This window comes from Citrobacter sp. Cf116, assembly GCF_030336505.1.
Taxonomy (GTDB): Bacteria; Pseudomonadota; Gammaproteobacteria; order Enterobacterales; family Enterobacteriaceae; genus Citrobacter; species Citrobacter freundii.
Genome location: NZ_JAOWEQ010000040.1, coordinates 87,920 through 107,167 on the forward strand (window position 1 = coordinate 87,920; position 19,248 = coordinate 107,167).

The 19,248-nt window shown below is 50.2% G+C and carries 15 protein-coding genes and 1 tRNA gene; 6 read left to right on the plus strand and 10 right to left on the minus strand.

Going from position 1 to position 19,248, the window contains the following annotated elements; genetic code table 11:
• Nucleotides 1-12 precede the first annotated feature (12 nt).
• A complete protein-coding gene (gene csgG, locus OGV74_RS17180) occupies nt 13-846 on the plus strand; it encodes a curli production assembly/transport protein CsgG (RefSeq protein ID WP_003036082.1) in 834 nt (277 codons plus the stop codon).
• Between the two features lie 46 nt (nt 847-892).
• Here the strand turns inward: csgG and OGV74_RS17185 are convergent, their stop codons facing one another.
• From OGV74_RS17185 to ghrA, 4 genes are all read right to left on the minus strand, one after another.
• Nucleotides 893-1,375 (minus strand): DUF1097 domain-containing protein, encoded by a 483-nt coding sequence (locus OGV74_RS17185; protein WP_008320293.1) that lies wholly within the window; start codon nt 1,373-1,375, stop codon nt 893-895.
• Nucleotides 1,376-1,476: 101 nt separating this feature from the next.
• Nucleotides 1,477-2,031 carry a TorD/DmsD family molecular chaperone gene (locus OGV74_RS17190; RefSeq protein WP_003036073.1) on the minus strand — a complete coding sequence of 185 codons (555 nt, stop codon included), beginning with the start codon at nt 2,029-2,031 and terminating at the stop codon, nt 1,477-1,479.
• A 23-nt stretch (nt 2,032-2,054) separates the two neighbouring features.
• On the minus strand, nt 2,055-2,792 hold the full coding sequence (locus OGV74_RS17195) for a phosphatase (protein WP_003836800.1): 738 nt from the start codon (nt 2,790-2,792) through the stop codon (nt 2,055-2,057).
• An 86-nt stretch (nt 2,793-2,878) separates the two neighbouring features.
• A complete protein-coding gene (ghrA, locus tag OGV74_RS17200; protein WP_286521260.1) occupies nt 2,879-3,817 on the minus strand; it encodes a glyoxylate/hydroxypyruvate reductase GhrA in 939 nt (312 codons plus the stop codon).
• Nucleotides 3,818-4,053: 236 nt separating this feature from the next.
• Here ghrA and OGV74_RS17205 point away from each other — a divergent pair.
• The 4 genes from OGV74_RS17205 (at nt 4,054) to OGV74_RS17220 (ending at nt 8,094) form a co-directional block, all read left to right on the plus strand.
• Nucleotides 4,054-4,141 (plus strand) — tRNA-Ser (locus tag OGV74_RS17205).
• Between the two features lie 293 nt (nt 4,142-4,434).
• Complete coding sequence (locus tag OGV74_RS23315) at nt 4,435-4,752, plus strand: hypothetical protein (RefSeq protein WP_128295736.1); 318 nt, start codon at nt 4,435-4,437, stop codon at nt 4,750-4,752.
• 567 nt (nt 4,753-5,319) lie between these two features.
• Nucleotides 5,320-6,234 carry an EamA family transporter RarD gene (gene rarD, locus OGV74_RS17215; protein WP_003036060.1) on the plus strand — a complete coding sequence of 305 codons (915 nt, stop codon included), beginning with the start codon at nt 5,320-5,322 and terminating at the stop codon, nt 6,232-6,234.
• A 936-nt stretch (nt 6,235-7,170) separates the two neighbouring features.
• The gene (locus tag OGV74_RS17220; protein ID WP_003036056.1) at nt 7,171-8,094 is read left to right on the plus strand and encodes a VirK/YbjX family protein; all 924 of its coding nucleotides are present in this window, start codon (nt 7,171-7,173) and stop codon (nt 8,092-8,094) included.
• A 383-nt stretch (nt 8,095-8,477) separates the two neighbouring features.
• Here the strand turns inward: OGV74_RS17220 and phoH are convergent, their stop codons facing one another.
• From phoH to putP, 6 genes are all read right to left on the minus strand, one after another.
• Nucleotides 8,478-9,266 carry a phosphate starvation-inducible protein PhoH gene (phoH, locus tag OGV74_RS17225; RefSeq protein WP_199880167.1) on the minus strand — a complete coding sequence of 263 codons (789 nt, stop codon included), beginning with the start codon at nt 9,264-9,266 and terminating at the stop codon, nt 8,478-8,480.
• Nucleotides 9,245-9,541: a hypothetical protein gene (locus tag OGV74_RS17230; protein WP_008320287.1), complete on the minus strand. Its 297-nt coding sequence runs from the start codon at nt 9,539-9,541 to the stop codon at nt 9,245-9,247. Before OGV74_RS17230 ends, phoH begins: the two co-directional genes overlap by 22 nt.
• A gap of 247 nt (nt 9,542-9,788) precedes the next feature.
• On the minus strand, nt 9,789-11,072 hold the full coding sequence (gene efeB, locus OGV74_RS17235) for an iron uptake transporter deferrochelatase/peroxidase subunit (RefSeq protein WP_003836807.1): 1,284 nt from the start codon (nt 11,070-11,072) through the stop codon (nt 9,789-9,791).
• Between the two features lie 5 nt (nt 11,073-11,077).
• Nucleotides 11,078-12,205 (minus strand): iron uptake system protein EfeO, encoded by a 1,128-nt coding sequence (gene efeO, locus OGV74_RS17240; RefSeq protein WP_071697326.1) that lies wholly within the window; start codon nt 12,203-12,205, stop codon nt 11,078-11,080.
• A gap of 58 nt (nt 12,206-12,263) precedes the next feature.
• A complete protein-coding gene (gene efeU / locus OGV74_RS17245) occupies nt 12,264-13,097 on the minus strand; it encodes an iron uptake transporter permease EfeU (protein WP_003036041.1) in 834 nt (277 codons plus the stop codon).
• A 212-nt stretch (nt 13,098-13,309) separates the two neighbouring features.
• Entirely contained in the window at nt 13,310-14,818 is a 1,509-nt protein-coding gene (gene putP, locus OGV74_RS17250; protein ID WP_003036036.1) for a sodium/proline symporter PutP, read from the minus strand.
• A 422-nt stretch (nt 14,819-15,240) separates the two neighbouring features.
• On the opposite strand from putP, the gene putA reads away from it, so the two are divergent.
• Nucleotides 15,241-19,203 (plus strand): trifunctional transcriptional regulator/proline dehydrogenase/L-glutamate gamma-semialdehyde dehydrogenase, encoded by a 3,963-nt coding sequence (gene putA / locus OGV74_RS17255; RefSeq protein ID WP_086503935.1) that lies wholly within the window; start codon nt 15,241-15,243, stop codon nt 19,201-19,203.
• Nucleotides 19,204-19,248 lie beyond the last annotated feature (45 nt).

Below are 19,248 nucleotides of genomic sequence, written 5' to 3' on the forward strand. Positions count from 1 at the left end.
AAGGAAAAAATCATGCAGCGCTTACTTATCATGGTGGCAGTAATTTTACTCAGCGGATGTTTAACAGCTCCGCCTCAAGAAGCCGCTAAGCCGACATTAATGCCCCGGGCCCAAAGCTATAAAGATTTGACGCATCTGCCTATGCCTACAGGTAAGATCTTTGTGTCGGTATACAACATTCAGGATGAGACTGGCCAATTTAAACCTTACCCGGCAAGTAACTTCTCTACCGCCGTCCCGCAAAGCGCCACGGCTATGCTTGTCACCGCATTGAAAGATTCTCGTTGGTTCGTGCCTCTGGAACGTCAGGGGCTACAGAACTTGCTGAACGAACGTAAAATCATTCGTGCGGCTCAGGAAAACGGTACGGTTGCGATTAATAACCGGATCCCGCTACAGTCCCTGACCGCGGCAAACGTCATGGTGGAAGGGTCAATTATCGGTTATGAAAGCAACGTTAAATCGGGTGGTGTCGGTGCGCGTTATTTCGGTATTGGCGCCGATACGCAATACCAGCTCGACCAGATAGCGGTAAACCTGCGCGTAGTTAACGTCAGCACCGGTGAGATCCTGTCGTCAGTGAACACCAGTAAAACCATTTTGTCTTATGAAGTACAGGCTGGAGTGTTCCGCTTTATTGACTACCAGCGTCTGTTGGAAGGTGAAATTGGCTACACCTCTAACGAACCGGTTATGCTTTGTCTGATGTCAGCGATTGAAACAGGCGTTATCTTCTTAATTAATGACGGCATCGATCGCGGATTGTGGGATTTGCAGGATAAGAAACAAGTTGATAATGACATTCTGGTTAAATACCGCCATATGTCGGTACCGCCAGAATCCTGATGGATCTTTACTGCATAAAAAGCGTGAGGAAAACCCTCACGCTTTTTTATTTACTGGTCAGCGTCGGCGATATTCGATTTTCACGGCGAGACGCCAGCCACAGACCACTGTTTTTCATCGCATAGCCGAATACCAGGCCCAGTACCAGTGACGGTACAACCAGTCGCCAGTCGCCCTGCCCTGCAAATGTTGCACATGCGCCAATAAACGTGCCCGGTACAAATGAAAGCAACCATTGCTTTGCCTGGATACACATCAGAAACGCGACAATTCCCGTCATGACATAACCAATAATGTCCATATGCGGGGCAAGCGCGCTACCGTTAATAATCACCAACGCCCACACCACACCGCTTAGCAGCGTACACGCCGAGATCCATAGTCCTTTTAGCCCACCTTGCGGGCAGGCGAAATAGGCCGTGCACCCCAGAAAGCCAGCCCAACTGAGTAAGCCAAGAGAAACGGCCACCCATCCCCAGATCCCAGAGAGAATGCCCGTTGTGATTGCAATTGAGAGAAGTATGTTCATGCCGCGTATCTTAGCAGAAAAACGGCATAGGAATGAGATCGTGCACACAATTTATGCAAGCATATAATTTGCGTTGCAGTTTAAAGTGATTTAAATCACATTTATTCGTCAGTATCTTCCTGCAATTCGTCCCACATTGCACTAATAGCATCACGTGTTAGCGGCGCCATGGTACGCCAGAACGGCGTGTTTGCGTGCGCCTCAACTTTGCCAAGGAACGTACCACACCAGGGCAGCAGGTAGTCTACAAACAAGGTATCAAGCGCCTCACTTTCATCTTCCGCAGACTGGTCTTCAAGCCATGAAGCCGCCAGCAACAGCGTACCAATGTGATCTGCCGGCGTATCTGCCAGCGGCATGCCGCGGGCAGAAAGAAATGCACGAACATCCGATTCTTTCGCCCCTTCTACCCAGGCGCTACGATAAGGCGGCACAGCACACTCTTCACCGACAAACAGCGCGTTGTAATCTGCAGCCAGTTGGGGCATATCGCAGCTCTTCTGCAGACGAGTGAGCAGTTCGTCCTGTTCCAACGGCCAGTTGGCGGACAGTTTACCTTCACTAATTAAGGTAAACAGGGGAACCAGTAAAGGGTCCTGCGGTTGGCGATAAAACAGCGAGCCCAGTACACGACACAGGATAGAAAACTCGTTCATTGATATATTCCAGTTAGTAACAATTACAGTTCAGCAAATTCCGCGATCGGCTCCATGCCTCGCGATTCCAGAAACGCCAACAGGCGTTTAGGTGTGACGTTTAAAATTCTGTCTTCAGGGAAATTAACATCATCCAGGATTTTACGGCATTCGCCAAATTCTCCCAGCGTGAAAGCAGTATGTGAATCCGACCCTAACGCCACCCAGCCGCCAGCATCGCGCACAGCCGCAGCAACCGCACGACAATTATCCTCACTGCCCTTACGCGAATGCAAAAACGAAGAGTTATTGATTTCCAGTGCAACCTGGTACTTTGCCGCCGCTTGGGCAATTGCAGTAATATCAACCGGATACTTGGGATTTCCCGGATGGCTAATGATGTGCACATTACCGCTGGCCATCGTGGCTATCATTGCCTGGGTATTGGTTTCTTTATCGTGAGGTGCAAAAACTGGCTCATGGAAGCCCGCAATAATGAGGTCCAGAGAGGTAAACATCGGACCTGAACAGTCAATTTCGCCTTCAATATTCTTAATATTCGCCTCAATGCCGCGCAGGATCCCTACGCCATCTACAACACGTGGCCAAATACGCATATTGATAAAGTGCCAGTGGTGAGGCGCGTCCGCCATGTCCGGTCCATGATCGGTAATAGCAAACAGCTTGATGCCTTTGCGACGGGCTTCAGCGATGTAATCACTTAAGGTGCTGTAGGCGTGGGTGCTGGCGACGGTATGCATATGCAGGTCAACGGGATACATAACTCTCTCCTGTAGTCATTTTTCGTCAAGGATAGCAGGTATCGCCGCTATTTATTAGCTGAAACCCGGCATCCGCCGGGTTAGCATTAGTATCCCCGAACGCGATCGACCTGACCCGTAACGGATTTCCCGCTCTCAAGATCCAAAATCGTGCGGGAGATATAGTCCACCGCCTCCGCCGGGCGCGTTACCGCGGCAATATGCGGCGTCATTGCCACACGCGGATGTTTCCACAGAGGACTGGTTTCCGGCAGCGGTTCACGGCTATAGACATCCAGCATGGCACCTTTCACCTTGCCGCTGTCCAGCGATGCCAGAAGATCGTCTTCATTGAGATGAACGCCACGCGCCAGGTTCAGTACGTAGGCGCCATCCAGCAATTGGCTAAGTAGATCAGCGTTAATAATACCTATGGTTTCTGCCGTATTAGGCAGGAGGTTGATAAGCACACGAGTTTGGCTCAAAAACGCGCCCAGTTCCTCAGTACCGGCGAAGCTTTCCACGCCAGACCAGGATTTACGCGAACGGCTCCAGCAGCGCAGTGGGAATCCCCATGCTTGCAGGCTTTCGGCAACTTTTGCGCCCAATACACCTGCCCCCATGATCCCGACGGTAAACTCCTCACGAGTATATTCTGGCAACGGTTGCCATTTCGCCTGATTTTTCAATGCCTGATAATCATCAAAGCGACGAAACCAGTGCAGCACCTGACTAACCGTATATTCCTGCATTTGCAGGCCCATACCCGTATCTTCCAGACGGAAAAGCGGGATCGACGCATCCAACATTTCCGGATGAGCATTGAGTTTACTGAGAATAGAATCGACGCCCGCGCCTAGCGCAAATACGGCTTTTAATTTTCGTCCTGCGAGCATTTCAACCGGCGGATGCCAGACCAGCGCATAGTCAGCATGTGCATTATCACCCGCTTTCCACTCACGTACGTTTGCACCAGGTATTGCCTTTGCCAACGCATTAATCCACCAGGTCGTATCGAATGTTGGGTGATAGAAAATTATATCCACATTATCTCCTGAACATTGTTGTGCGGAACTTTCTCGCACTTATTATCATCATTTTCCGAGGGAACATCAGAGTAGCAAATTTTAGGATGCTGGCAAAAAAAACAATTCCCGCTCATTTATGCTCCATGTTGCTTGAAGTTTGTGTAAATGCACATTTTTTTCAAAAAGTTGATTGACGACGGGGCGGTGTTTCCCCTACATTAGCGCCCGTTCCGGTAGCACAGGAACAACAATATGGTGAGGTGTCCGAGTGGCTGAAGGAGCACGCCTGGAAAGTGTGTATACGGCAACGTATCCGGGGTTCGAATCCCCGCCTCACCGCCATATTTTAAGAAGAGCTCGTACGCAAGTACGGGCTTTTTTTTCGCATGTTGCACAGCATGGCGGGTATGAGAAGCCCGGACCGGGGTTCGACTACTGGCGCAGCCAGTTGGACAGACTGAGAGCACAGCGAACAGGCTGCCCGCAGGGCGAGCGAAGCGAGTCAATCCCCGCCTCACCGCCATATTTTAAGAAGAGCTCGTACGCAAGTACGGGCTTTTTTTTCGTATGTTGCACAGCATGGCGGGGATATCGCCCCGCTCAAGGTTTCTGCTCTACTTATCGCTGGTAGCGGCATGCATGAGACTTATCATGCCGGATTTCTTCATCAAATCACGCCAGATCCTCCGGTCCAGATTGCAGGTAATGACCTTCATAGCGGTTTACTCTTTCTCAAGCAACCAGCAGCGGAAGCCATCACCCATTGCCTAGTCCTGCGCAGTTTGCCCGCCAATACTCCCGGTTGTGCTGAGATATCAGCAAGCTGGTGGAGCATCGCTTTAATTTATTCCAGCGCGGCATTGCACCCGGTAATGATGCGCTTAAGCAAGGAATGCTGGCCAGGTGTTGTGAGTCCGGCAGCATCACGAATGGTGTGTAATACAGGGGTGTAAGCATCGATCGATTTCGTCGATCGATTACGTAAAAATTGATCTGCAAAATGAATTATCCCGCATGATTGTCCCTGTGCCACAATCTCTAAAACGAATTTAACTGATTGTTTATAAATCTAATTCCTGTCTTATTTAGGAGCGAACACCTTTTGTCCTGGAAGCTCGGCAGGGAAATAGCATAAAGGATGATGTGATGAAGAGATGCGCACGGTGTAATAAGAAAAGGAGCGTCTTTGAATAGTGGCTCTCACTCGATAAAGAATTCTGCGACGAGTGCTTATTTGATATTGACGAGGAAATCAGGGAAAGGCAAATACTCCCCGTCAGACGTCTGAAAGATGATCCAGCCCGCAATACAAATCGGAAGTCTTCCCCTTGATTTTTATCATCATTTTATAGATACGATTATGATAAATTTCACCTTGTTTTTTATATCACCCTGACTGTAAATGAGATTGAGTACTGTAACAGCACACGTTTCTCTTAAGAGCAGGTACATGCCAGAGTGAAGGGTTGACAATGCTCTTCAGAAGAACATGTCGGTATGGCAAGCAAGGATACACATAAATGGTAAAGTTTCTGCGAAATGGACCCGCAGTTGTTGTTCTGGCATTTATATTATGGGGCCTGATCCCATTGTTTTATCAATATCTATCTGGCGGAGCCCTCGCTGAAATTTTGATGTACAGAGTTTTCTGGTCTATACCTCTATTACTGCCAATAAGATTATTATTTCGTAAGAGAACGTTTTTTCGCGATTTACTGAAAGATAAAACCTCCTTCATATCCTGCATGATAGCAGGCTTGCTAATGGTAATTTCGTGGTCAGCTTTTATTTATGCTTTAACAAATCATAAGGTACTCGACGCCAGTCTGGGATATTTTATCAACCCACTTATTGTCATTTGCCTTGGCTGTATTTTTCTTAAAGAAAAACCATCATTATTTCAACTTATAGCAGTAATATCCGGCGTATGTGGTCTTGGCTATCAGATTATTTCCGCAAACAGTTTTCCTTCACTAGCGTTAATCATGGGGTTTTCATTTGCATTGTACGGACTGGCGCGAAAATTTATCCATTACGATGCAATAACCTCAATCACGCTTGAAACATTCTGGGCTCTACCTGTTGCTCTTTTCATCTTTATCTATACTGGCTCGAGTATAACTACATCATCTGACATCTCTCTGTTCCTTTATATATTAACCGCTCCCGTTACAGTAATTCCGTTAGTGTTATTTGCAGTAGCGCTAAATCGTACATCTCTTATTGTGACAGGTCTTGCTCAGTATATAGAACCATCTTTGCAATTTCTCATTGCCATACTTATATTTGGAGAAGTTATTAATTACTCCGAGCTATTTTGTTTTTCAGCGGTATGGTTTGGATTGTTGCTATGTATATTTGAGAGTCTTTACTATCATTACCGACGTAATCCTCCACGGTCTGAAAGTAATCATCCTGCAGGCACTTTACGGTGATGTACATGCAGAATATAAAACTCAGTACGCTTATTCGTTTCCCTGGAACACGCGCTCAGGTATGAATGAGTAAACAACTCGAGTTTGTTTATTCAAGATTACCACGTCATTTAGGTACATAGGACAGTTGACTGCATGTTCATGGTTAAAGCCGGACAAAAAAATTTTTCCGATACCTTTATACAGATTGGCACTGTTCATCACCGGTGAATCCCCCGGAACACTGCCGCACTGCAACCAGGCATCGAGCTAGTGCATTTCTCTGAGAACGTGAGTGACCAGAGAATGTTGCGGCCGATCGGTAAAGTCTCTGTATCCGGAAATATTCTTAACGGCAGTACCCTATTCGTGCGTCAGCCAGCGAATCAGGTTCCCCTTGGTATTGTTTTGCGGGCCTGTTTCATAACCATACAATGCAAACTCCTTTTCAGTACAAAAGGTTACCAAAAATATACTGGGCATTATATCTGGAAAGAAAGTCAGGAATGTGTATATCCCAATTTAAGTTATTCAATTTGACAATAATCCACGAAAACCGGCGTATTGCGCGGGAATACAGCCAATTGTGATAGCTGTCATCGTTCAAAATTTGTCCTGACGTTCAAAGTCGTGCGTTTTCCAAACACCCATGGCTCGCTGAATCACATGATTTACTTCGTTATGTGGTTGACAAGTCAACCTACCAGGTTACTCAATGAACATCGGTATGTTTGTAAAGTATACTTTGTTTAACAAATATATATGTTCTTCTCTGTAGAATGAAAAAAAATTGTTTTCATCAGGATATGCGAACGAGAGAGCGCCTAATGATTATCAACAAAACTGGCATGTCAGACATGAATTTATTTTCAAAATGTTTCGCATTAACAAAACAGCGTCAGAGATTCCAGTATTTACACCTTGCACGTAAATAATTTTAAACACCCTGAATTAATAATGATACTTATGAAAAATACATCATATCTAAGTTTCTTTAACCAAATTCTATTGGCACGTGGCCCTTTGCATAGCAAATGGAAGAACAAAAAATTTCGACTCATGTATCTTTTACGATCTATGATAAGCCCTGTCTCCAGTATTCGGTATTATCAAGAATTACATTCCCTTAAATCAATTGATAAGATTCTGGAGATGCAACCTACGTTACCAGCCAAAATTCATCGTCCCTATTTACATAAAGGAGGGCTGGCATGGAATCGAAGGAAAAACATTATTGGTCACTACCGTTTTGTCCAGAGTTTACCAGTGAAACACCAGGCGTTATTATTACCCGACAGAGATGTGCTATTGGTCCATTTCACCGGAAAAAATGGTGAGGATTTTGATATTCACTGTTCTTCAGGCGGTTTTGATCGTGAAGGAGAACTGATGTTATCTCTAAGTTTTAACAACACCCCGGTGGCCCGATTGTCCTTCTCGGTTATCCCGTCAAAAAAAGGACATTGTGCATTTATTGGCGGTCTGCAGGGGGCACCAAAAAATATTGGCCCAGACATTATTCGTGACGCTACTAAAGCCTGCTATGGACTATTCCCTAAGCGGATCGTTTTTGAGGTTCTTTGTTCATTGATGCGTTGCTGTGATATCACTAATATTTTAGCAGTTAGTGAACAGAGCCATGTTTTCAGGCAATGGCGATACCGGTACAAGAAACGTAAATACTTTGTTGCCCTGTACAGTGATTTTTGGGAATCAGTTGCTGGTCGTCCATACGGTAATTGGTATAAGTTGCCAATTTATGTAGAGCGTAAGTCATTTAATGAGCTTGCCAGTAAAAAACGCGCGGAATACCGGAGACGGTATGACCTGTTGGATCATATTAATGAGGAAATCATGATTCTTCTGCAAAATCAGATGTAACATAATGTCGTAACTCAGCTCAGAAACTGGCTGATGAATGCGACATCTCGATAAAAGCGTAGCTATCGTTCCGCGTTGGCGAACCATTACACGAACGTCCGCTGAGTGCTGTGAGCTCAACGGGTCGCTGATCCGCGAGACGCATTCATCACTGGATAAACGCATGAGTCTAAAATAAGGTGTTCTCTATTCCACAGTTCATAAATCAAACTTTTGACATATCTCAAGTCAGGCAAGGTTCCCCCTCGACTTCAGATATCCTGGCTTGTACTCGTTTTCGATGTTCTATTTCATCAGAGCATACTATTTCAATTTCTAAAATTTACTTAATAACACACAAATAACAAAGCCCGGTTTCCCGGGCCTTGAAGACGGAGTACTTATCAGTTGTAAGCGTTGAGCGTCCGCTGACAGAGCGCAGAGCGGACGCAATCGTCTTTATTGAAACGAACAATCCCAACCATATCATCTTCTTCGAAACGGGCCAGCGCATCGCTAAGCCCTGAGCGAACGTGAGCTGGAAGATCGCACTGGGTCACATCCCCATTCACAATCACCGTCACATTCTCCCCGAGGCGGGTCAAAAACATCTTCATTTGCGCAGCAGTGACGTTCTGAGCCTCGTCAAGAATGACCACTGCATTTTCAAATGTACGTCCACGCATATAGGCGAACGGCGCGATTTCCACCTTACCAATCTCAGGTCGCAGGCAATATTGCATGAAGGAGGCTCCCAGCCGTTTCACCAGCACGTCATACACGGGGCGAAAATAAGGAGCGAACTTCTCGGAAACATCTCCAGGTAAGAAGCCGAGGTCTTCATCAGCTTGCAGAACTGGACGGGTTACAATGATCCGGTCCACGTCTTTGTGGATCAGAGCCTCTGCAGCTTTTGCCGCGCTGATCCAGGTTTTACCACACCCGGCTTCACCGGTGGCGAAGATCAGCTGTTTACTCTCGATAGCATTCAGGTAGTGCGCCTGAGCTTCATTCCGCGCCGTGATTGGCGTGGCGTCGCGACTGTCACGCGCCATACCGATCGTTTCTACGCCGCCCATCTGCACAAGCGAGGTGACCGATTCATCTTCACGTTGCTTATGACTACGCGAATCCCGCCTCAGCACACGTTTTGCTTCACGACGAGCTTTGATCACTGCTTTTTGTCTTCCCATGGATAGCACCTTGAGTTGTAGGTATACATCACACGCGCCGTTGGCGGCACGATTATGCGCACGAACATCTGAGGGTTGGCTTCCTTGTAAGCCATTGCTTGCTTTCGGATAAGACGCCACACTCGGCTACGCGCACCGTACAGGGCGTCAGTAACAAGGATAAGAAGTGAATGAGAGAGAGATTTAGCGGTGACGAGGTGGCTACCGGAAGAGAAACGTCCGCGTAAGGTACTGCTGTTACTGTGAAAAACGTGTCCAGTACAGGACTTTTCCATTCGCGATCTCCATAGTGAATGACTATCACCGCCGGGAACTACCGCTATTACTTATAATTACATCATAACCTTTCGCTAATGCAACAATATTTTTACTTATTGTTAACTTAAATTCTATCTTATCACCAGAGACAGTCTCTTGCAGAGAGATGACAGAATTATTTCAGTCGCATACCGATCATAAAAAATAGTTTGTTCCTTCATCAAGATGTCAGGAAAAACCCCGCTGTACTGCGGGGCATCATCATCAGGCTTCGAGCAGAGACTGTCCCAGATAATTGTCTGCTGTTTTAACGCCCGGCAAAGCAAAGAAATATCCCCCGCCAATCGGTTTGACATACTCTTCGAGCGCTTCACCATTCAGACGTTTCTGCACCGCCAAAAATCCTTTTTCCAGATCGTGTTGATAGCAAACAAACAACAGCCCCATATCCAGTTGACCGGAATTAGTCACACCGAGCGAATAACTGTAGCCACGACGCATCATCAGGCTCGAGTCGGTCTCTTTCGTGCGCGGGTTTGCCAGGCGGATATGACTGTCGAGCGCAATCACCTCACCTTCAGGATCACTGGCATAGTCAGGCACATCATGCTCATGCTGCATACCCAGCGGCGCGCCGGTGTGTTTATCACGACCAAAAATCGTTTGCTGCTCTTTCAGCGGCGTACGATCCCAGAACTCAACGCGGAACTGAATGAGCCTGACGGCCTGATAACTGCCACCTTGCGCCCAGGCAGGTTCGCCCTGCCCATCCGTCACCCACACCACGTCTTGCATCAACTTCGCATCCGTAGCGTCCGGATTCGCGGTGCCGTCTTTAAAGCCAAGCAGGTTGACCGGGGTCTCTTTGCCTTTGCTGCGCGCGGCGTGGTCAGAAATAAACCCTTCACGTTTCCAGCGCACGCTGAGGAGATCGGGCGTATGTTTAATGATATCGCGCAACGCGTGGATGACAGTGTCCTGAGTGTTGGCACAAATCTGCAGCAGCAAATCGCCATGGCACAGCGCCGCATCCAGCGAATCATTCGGGAAGCGGGTCATTTTTTGCAGCTTTTTCGGCATCTGCGATTTCAGGCCATAACGTTCATCGAACAACGATGAACCAACCGACAACGTCATCGTCAGGTTGTCTGGCGCAATGTATGCGCCGAGGATACCTGAATCCATAGGAGGGAGACGCGGATTGGGCGTATCCGGTGCCGGTCCACCGGTGGTCAGAAACGCAAATCGGCTAGTCAACAACCGGAATAAACGCTCAAGATCGGCCTTATCGCTGGCGAGAACATCGAATGCCACCAGCATCATTGATGCCTGCTGCGGCGTCAGGATCCCCGCCTGATGCTGACCATAAAACGGCTGCGTTTCACTACGCGCATCCGGAGACAGCGTTCCCGGCGCGCTTTGTGGTTTTTGCGCGTGGGCAACCGGACACCCACCCGCCAGCGCCAGCGCCCCACCCAGGGCGCCCATCCCTTTCAGTAAACGTCGGCGTGACGGTTCGCTCACGCCGTTTTCATTATCTTGCTGCATAGTGCTTAATCCAGACCCAGAACACCGCGTAATTGCGACAAGTCTTCCGCCAGCGTCGTGATTGGCCCTTTCAGCGCATTACGATCGGCATCAGTCAGTTTGTCATAGGTTTCAAAACCGTCTTTGGTACGGTACTTGCTCAGAATGGTATCAACCTTTTTGAAGTTCGCATCCACCTTCGCCAGCAGCTCAGCATTGGATTTTTGCAACTGAGGACGCAGGAGATCGACAATTTTCTGCGCGCCATCGACGTTGGCCTGGAAATCCCACAGATCGGTATGGCTGTAGCGATCTTCTTCCCCACTGATTTTGCTGGCAGCAACTTCTTCAATCAGTCCTGCTGCCCCGCCAACAACTTTTGACGGTGGGAAAGCCAGCTCGCTAATACGCGTTTGCAGGTCAAGAACATCGCTATTTAATTGGTCGGCGTACTTTTCCATACCTTTGGTGGTATTGTCGCCAAACAGCGCTTTCTCCAGGCGGTGGAAGCCGGTGAATTTAGGATCGGCGGCTTTTTGCTCATAATCATCTTCACGCGCATCGATGCTGCCGTCGAGATCGGAGAACAGTTCAGCAATCGGTTCAATACGCTCATAATGCTGACGGGTTGGCGCATACAGCGATTTCGCTTTTTCCAGATCGCCTGCTTTAATCGCATCAGTGAAGGCTTTAGTGCCCGCAACCAACTGCGCGGTTTCAGCTGTCACATAAGCTTTATATTCGGTAATCGCGCCGCTCAGACTTAGCAGAGCATCGCTCTGTGCGGCATCCGCCGTTGCGCTGCCTTTTACGATCAGTTTGCCTTTTGGGTTAGTCAACAGACCGCAGGTCATATCATATTCGCCAGGCTGCAGGTTAGCGGTCATTTTCTGGCTAAAGCCTGGTGCAATGTTTTCGCGCTCTTCAACCACCATAACGCCTTTAAGAATTTCCCACTCCAGCGCTTTCTGGCTGTGGTTCTGGATGATGAACTGCGTTTTCCCGGCGTTAACCGTGATCGTCATCGGTTCACACTGTTTGTCGTTAACCGTGACTTTCACCTGCGGAATATCGGCGGCTTGTGCAGAAAAAGCGGATGCAAACAGCGCGGCAATACCCAACTGCAGCGCACTACGGCGAAAATTAAACGTCATAACCTATCCCTATAAATAAGTATGTTGTAACTAAAAAATATTCTGCATCGCGTTTTTATCAAGGTGCGGTACGCGATGCCGTAGTGCCTGAACGCGGCGGTAGTGCAAACATAATCAACGCCGGAATCAGGTAGATAAACCAGACAGCGACTTCACTAACGCTTGGCGCTTCCTGATAGCCGAAAATGCCTTCCATCAATGTGCCAAACAGCGAATGCGTCGACAGCACACTGCTCAGGTCAAACGCCACATCCTGAAAATGATTCCACAACCCGGCTTCGTGGAAAGCGCGGATCGCCCCTGCGGCAAGACCGGCAGCTACCAGCAAAATGAACAGGCTGGTCCATTTAAAGAATGCCCCGAGGTTGAGGCGAATGCCGCCGAGGTAAATCAGGTATCCCAGAACCACTGCGGTAGCCAGTCCCAGCATCGCGCCTAACGGCGGCCAGATGCCTACATCCTGCTGGAATGCCGCCAGCAGGAAGAACACCGATTCCAGCCCTTCTCGCGCAACAGCAAAAAAGACCATCATCACCAGCGCCCAGCCGTGATGATTACCGCGTTGCAACGCGTTATCGACAGCCTGTTCAAGCTGGACTTTGACGTTGCGGGAAACTTTACGCATCCAGAACACCATCCAGGTGAGGATCACCACGGCAATGACCGCCACGATGCCTTCAAACAGCTCCTGTTCTTTTTGCGGAAATTCACCGGTGGTTTCGTTGATGAAAATCCCTAACGCCAGGCATAACGCCGCCGCCAGCAGAACACCAATCCACATCACACCAATCCATCGACCACGCTGAGTCCGTTTCAGGTAGCTGGCAATCAGGCTGACAATCAGCGCGGCCTCTAACCCTTCGCGCAACATAATTAGAAATGGAACAAACATGCGAAGAACCCTTAAACGTTATTCTCGGTCAATTGATGAAAAGAAAAGTAAATTACAGTGATAGTGATTATCATTACAGCAAAGAAAAACTCAAGCAGAATGTTTTGAGAATGATGACTTAATGTAAACAGTTAGGCGGGTAATGGTTATGCAGGTTTGCGGGGGCGCAATAAAAAGCCCGCGCACGGCGGGCTTCAGGGACAGGAGATAAATTATTCTGCCTGTAAACGCGATGGCGGAGCTGAGTGATAATGCGCGTCAGCCTCGGCAAAACGTTGCTGCATAGCAGTTGAAGGTGCTTTACCCAACAGGCTGAAGACCACAATACCGATGCTGCCGAAAACAAAGCCCGGGATAATTTCATACAGACCCAGCCAGGCGAACTGCTTCCAGACGATTACCGTCACCGCACCGATGATCATCCCTGCCAGCGCGCCGTTGCGGGTCATACGCGACCACATTACCGAGAACAGAACCACCGGGCCAAACGCCGCGCCGAAGCCCGCCCAGGCGTAGCTTACCAGGCCCAGCACGCGGTTCTCCGGGTTCGCCGCCAGCGCGATAGACACCAGCGCCACGACCAGCACCATGATGCGGCCAATCCATACCAGCTCTTTCTGGCTGGCATTTTTACGCAGAAATGCTTTGTACAAGTCTTCGGTGATTGCGCTGGAGCACACCAGCAGTTGGCAGCTCAGGGTCGACATAACCGCAGCGAGGATCGCAGACAGCAGAATACCGGCAATCCACGGGTTAAACAGGATTTGCGCCAGTTCAATAAACACACGCTCGGCGTTCTGGTTAACGGCACCAGCAAGCTGTGGGTTGTTGTTAAAGTAAGCAATACCAAAGAAGCCCACAGCCACGGCACCTGCCAGACACAGGATCATCCAGGCCATGCTAATGCGGCGAGCATGAACGATGCTATGGTGGGAATCTGCAGCCATAAAGCGCGCCAGAATATGCGGCTGACCAAAGTAGCCCAGACCCCAGCCCATCAGGGAAATGATGGCAACAAAATTCAGCCCTTTGAACATGTCCACGTTCTCAATGCTCTTTTGTTTAATCACTTCCAGCGAATCCTCGAACCCACCCACACCAATAATAACCATCACCGGCGTCAGGATCAGGGCGAAGATCATCAGGCTGGCCTGGACGGTATCGGTCCAGCTTACTGCCAGGAAACCACCGATAAAGGTATAGATGATCGTCGCGGCCGCGCCCGCCCAAAGTGCTGTTTCGTAGCTCATGCCAAAGGTACTTTCAAACAGACGCGCCCCTGCCACAATCCCTGAAGCACAATAGATGGTGAAAAACAGCAGAATAACCAGCGCGGAGATAATACGCAGAATTCGACTTTTATCTTCAAAGCGACCGGTAAAGTAATCCGGTAACGTCAGCGCATTGTTATTATATTCGGTGTGTACGCGTAAACGTCCGGCCACCAGCTTCCAGTTGATCCAGGCGCCCAAAATAAGGCCGATGGCGATCCAGCTTTCTGAAATGCCCGACAGGAAAATTGCGCCAGGCAGACCCATCAGCAACCAGCCGCTCATGTCAGATGCCCCAGCGGATAACGCGGTCACGAACGGACCCAGACTGCGTCCCCCCAGAATGTAATCGTCAAAGTTTTTGGTTGAACGCCATGCAATAAACCCTATCAATATCATGCCGAAAATATAGACACAGAATGTCACTAACATCGGTGTGCTAATAGCCATCAAAACTCTCCAAAATTATGTATCAGCAATGCCGTGGCTTGCCGTTTTATTACCCTGCCGGAACGTGGCAAAGATATCTATGTTGACCAGGGCGACCGTATCCTGCCGGAAGCGATGGTTATTCACAATCGATTTAACACACCATTTACATCAAATTTGATCCAGAGTAGATAGCATTTTTCTGTAGGTTGCACTCTCTCACATTTTTTTCGGTTGCACCTTTTAAAAGTGTTAACTACCGCAGAGAAAAAGATTCTGTAATTTTTACAGCCCACATCATAAGACTCATATTTATTAACATCTCGTTCATTTCCAAGCTTGCAAACCAAGTCACATTTAACACGGTTGCACAAAGTTGCAACATAGTAGATATTTCTCGGTAACTATCAGACCCGTATTTCAGTACAACAGGAGTAAACGGCATGGGAACCACCACGATGGGGGTTAAGCTGGATGACGCCACTCGCGAGCGTATTAAAACAGCAGCATCACGAATCGATCGCACGCCACATTGGCTGATCAAACAAGCCATCTTTAATTATCTCGAAAGACTGGAAAATGACGACGCGCTTCCTGAACTACCGGCCCTGCTGGCGGGTGCCGCGAATGAGGGTGAGGAGTCAACCACGCCGCAGAATGAAGCGCATCAGCCTTTCCTGGAATTTGCCGAACAGATCCTGCCGCAGTCAGTTTCCCGCGCAGCAATCACCGCCGCGTACCGCCGCGCCGAAACCGACGCAGTGCCGATGCTGATGGAGCAGGCTCGTCTGCCGCAACCCATCGCTGAGCAAGCGCACAAGCTGGCGTACGATCTGGCCGACAAACTGCGTAACCAGAAGACCGCCAGCGGCCGCGCCGGGATGGTACAAGGTTTATTGCAGGAATTCTCCCTTTCTTCACAGGAAGGCGTCGCGCTGATGTGTCTGGCGGAAGCCTTGCTGCGTATTCCTGATAAGGCAACCCGCGATGCGTTAATCCGCGACAAAATCAGCAACGGCAACTGGCAGTCGCACATTGGACGCAGTCCGTCACTTTTCGTCAACGCGGCGACCTGGGGACTGTTGTTTACCGGTCGTCTGGTTTCTACGCATAATGAAGCCAGCCTTTCACGCTCACTCAACCGTATTATCGGCAAGAGCGGTGAACCACTGGTGCGTAAAGGCGTCGACATGGCAATGCGCTTGATGGGCGAGCAGTTCGTCACCGGAGAGACTATCGCCGAAGCGCTGGCTAACGCGCGTAAACTGGAAGAAAAAGGTTTCCGCTACTCTTATGACATGCTGGGAGAAGCGGCTCTAACCGCCGCTGATGCCCAGGCTTATATGGTTTCGTACCAACAGGCAATCCACGCCATTGGTAAAGCCTCAAATGGTCGCGGCATCTATGAAGGGCCGGGCATTTCTATCAAGCTGTCGGCGTTGCATCCGCGTTATAGCCGCGCGCAGTATGACCGCGTGATGGATGAACTCTATCCGCGTCTGAAGTCGCTTACTCTGCTGGCCCGCCAGTACGACATCGGTATCAATATTGATGCTGAAGAGGCAGACCGACTGGAGATCTCCCTCGATCTGCTGGAAAAACTGTGCTTTGAACCTGAACTGGCGGGCTGGAACGGTATCGGCTTTGTTATTCAAGCCTACCAGAAGCGCTGCCCGTATGTTATCGACTACCTGATTGACCTCGCCACGCGCAGCCGCCGTCGCCTGATGATCCGCCTGGTTAAGGGCGCCTACTGGGATAGCGAAATCAAACGTGCGCAAATGGACGGTCTGGAAGGTTATCCGGTCTATACCCGTAAGGTGTACACCGACGTTTCCTATCTGGCCTGTGCGAAAAAACTGCTTGCGGTACCGAATCTGATCTACCCGCAGTTCGCCACCCACAACGCCCATACGTTGGCGGCGATTTATCAGTTAGCCGGTCAAAACTACTATCCGGGTCAGTACGAGTTCCAGTGCCTGCACGGTATGGGCGAACCGCTATATGAGCAGGTCACCGGTAAAGTTGCCGATGGCAAACTGAACCGTCCATGCCGCATTTATGCACCGGTAGGCACGCATGAAACGCTGCTTGCGTATCTGGTGCGTCGTCTGCTGGAAAACGGCGCCAACACTTCATTCGTCAACCGCATTGCAGACACTACCCTGCCGCTGGATGAACTGGTAGCCTGCCCGGTCGAAGCCGTTGAAAAACTGGCGCAGCAGGAAGGCCAGGCTGGTCTGCCACATCCGAAGATTGCCCTGCCGCGTGACCTGTACGGTAAAGGCCGCGAAAACTCAGGCGGACTGGATTTAGCTAACGAACATCGTCTGGCCTCGCTGTCCTCCGCCCTGCTCAACAGCGCGCTGCAAAAATGGCACGCTAAGCCAATACTCGAACATCCGGTTGCTGACGGTGAAATGACGCCAGTCGTCAACCCGGCCGAACCGAAAGATATTGTCGGTTACGTGCGTGAAGCGACTCACAGCGAAGTGGAACAGGCATTGCAGAACGCAGTAAATAACGCGCCGATCTGGTTCGCCACACCGCCACAAGAGCGCGCCGCTATTTTGCATCGCGCCGCCGTTCTAATGGAAGGCCAGATGCAGCAATTGATTGGCATTCTGGTGCGCGAAGCAGGTAAAACCTTCAGCAACGCCATTGCGGAAGTGCGCGAAGCGGTAGACTTCCTGCACTATTATGCCGGTCAGGTCCGCGATGACTTCGATAATGAAACCCATCGTCCGTTAGGGCCTGTAGTCTGTATCAGCCCCTGGAACTTCCCGCTGGCTATTTTCTCCGGGCAGATTGCCGCCGCGCTGGCGGCGGGCAACAGCGTACTGGCAAAACCCGCGGAACAAACCCCGCTGATTGCCGCCCAGGGTATTGCCATTTTACTCGAAGCAGGTGTACCGCCAGGCGTGGTGCAACTGTTGCCTGGTCAGGGCGAAACGGTCGGGGCGCAGCTCACTTCCGATGAGCGCGTACGCGGCGTCATGTTTACTGGCTCAACGGAAGTTGCCACGCTGTTGCAACGCAATATCGCGACCCGCCTGGATGCTCAGGGACGTCCAATCCCGCTTATCGCCGAAACCGGTGGGATGAACGCCATGATCGTCGACTCCTCCGCGCTGACGGAACAGGTGGTGGTCGACGTTCTGGCTTCTGCCTTTGACAGCGCCGGGCAGCGCTGCTCCGCGCTTCGCGTCTTGTGTCTGCAGGACGATGTAGCCGACCATACGCTGAAAATGCTGCGCGGCGCGATGGCGGAATGCCGCATGGGTAACCCGGGCCGCCTGACCACCGATATTGGACCGGTTATCGATGAAGAAGCCAAAGCCAATATTGAGCGCCATATTCAGGCCATGCGCGCCAAAGGGCGTCCGGTGTTCCAGGCCGTGCGCGAAAATAGCGACGATGCGCGGGAATGGCAAACCGGTACCTTTATCGCCCCGACGCTTATTGAGCTGGAAAGCTTCGATGAATTACAAAAAGAGGTGTTTGGTCCGGTACTGCACGTCGTGCGTTACACCCGTAATAATCTGGGCAGCCTGATTGAGCAAATTAATGCCTCCGGCTACGGTCTGACGCTGGGCGTACACACCCGTATCGATGAAACCATCGCCCAGGTCACGGGCTCAGCACATGTGGGGAACCTGTATGTTAACCGCAATATGGTCGGCGCCGTCGTCGGAGTGCAGCCATTCGGTGGCGAAGGCTTGTCAGGAACCGGGCCAAAAGCGGGTGGGCCGCTGTATCTGTACCGCCTGCTGGCAAACCGTCCGGAAAATGCGTTAGGCATTACCCTTGCCCGCCAGGATGCAGACTACCCGGTCGATGCGCAGCTTAAAGCCGCACTGGTTCAACCGCTGGAAGCGCTCAGCGAATGGGCAACCGACCGTCCAGCACTGCGTGCGCTCTGCCAGCAGTTTGGCGAACTGGCGCAGGCCGGAACGCAACGCCTGCTGCCAGGACCCACCGGCGAGCGCAATACCTGGACGCTGTTGCCGCGCGAACGCGTTCTATGTATCGCCGATGATGAACAGGACGCACTGGTACAGGTTGCCGCTGTAACTTCCGTTGGTAGCTTAATCCTGTGGCCAGATGATACGTTCCATCGCAACCTGGCAAAACGCCTGCCAGCCACGGTCTCCGGGCGCATTCAGTTTGCCAAAGCGGACAACATCGCCACGCAGCCGTTTGATGCCGTTATTTTCCACGGCGATTCCGATCAGCTTCGCGCACTGTGTGAAGCAGTGGCGGCCCGCGAAGGGGCGATTGTGTCGGTCCAGGGCTTTGCCCGTGGCGAGAGCAATATTCTGCTGGAGAGGCTGTACATTGAACGCTCCCTGAGCGTCAATACCGCCGCAGCCGGGGGGAATGCCAGCCTGATGACAATCGGCTAAGGTTGTGGTTAATTAAGGCTCCGGTAACGGGGCCTTTTTTTATGA

Coding starts and splice junctions, on each gene's coding strand:
- OGV74_RS23315 (WP_128295736.1), top strand. CDS start 4,435: ATGCATGAGACTTATCATGCCGGATTTCTTCATCAAATCACGCCAGAT.
- efeU (WP_003036041.1), bottom strand. CDS start 13,097: ATGTTTGTTCCATTTCTAATTATGTTGCGCGAAGGGTTAGAGGCCGCG.
- OGV74_RS17220 (WP_003036056.1), top strand. CDS start 7,171: ATGATACTTATGAAAAATACATCATATCTAAGTTTCTTTAACCAAATT.
- OGV74_RS17195 (WP_003836800.1), bottom strand. CDS start 2,792: ATGTATCCCGTTGACCTGCATATGCATACCGTCGCCAGCACCCACGCC.
- putP (WP_003036036.1), bottom strand. CDS start 14,818: ATGGCTATTAGCACACCGATGTTAGTGACATTCTGTGTCTATATTTTC.
- rarD (WP_003036060.1), top strand. CDS start 5,320: ATGGTAAAGTTTCTGCGAAATGGACCCGCAGTTGTTGTTCTGGCATTT.
- phoH (WP_199880167.1), bottom strand. CDS start 9,266: ATGGGAAGACAAAAAGCAGTGATCAAAGCTCGTCGTGAAGCAAAACGT.
- efeO (WP_071697326.1), bottom strand. CDS start 12,205: ATGACGTTTAATTTTCGCCGTAGTGCGCTGCAGTTGGGTATTGCCGCG.
- OGV74_RS17230 (WP_008320287.1), bottom strand. CDS start 9,541: ATGGAAAAGTCCTGTACTGGACACGTTTTTCACAGTAACAGCAGTACC.
- OGV74_RS17185 (WP_008320293.1), bottom strand. CDS start 1,375: ATGAACATACTTCTCTCAATTGCAATCACAACGGGCATTCTCTCTGGG.
- OGV74_RS17190 (WP_003036073.1), bottom strand. CDS start 2,031: ATGAACGAGTTTTCTATCCTGTGTCGTGTACTGGGCTCGCTGTTTTAT.
- csgG (WP_003036082.1), top strand. CDS start 13: ATGCAGCGCTTACTTATCATGGTGGCAGTAATTTTACTCAGCGGATGT.
- efeB (WP_003836807.1), bottom strand. CDS start 11,072: ATGCAGCAAGATAATGAAAACGGCGTGAGCGAACCGTCACGCCGACGT.
- putA (WP_086503935.1), top strand. CDS start 15,241: ATGGGAACCACCACGATGGGGGTTAAGCTGGATGACGCCACTCGCGAG.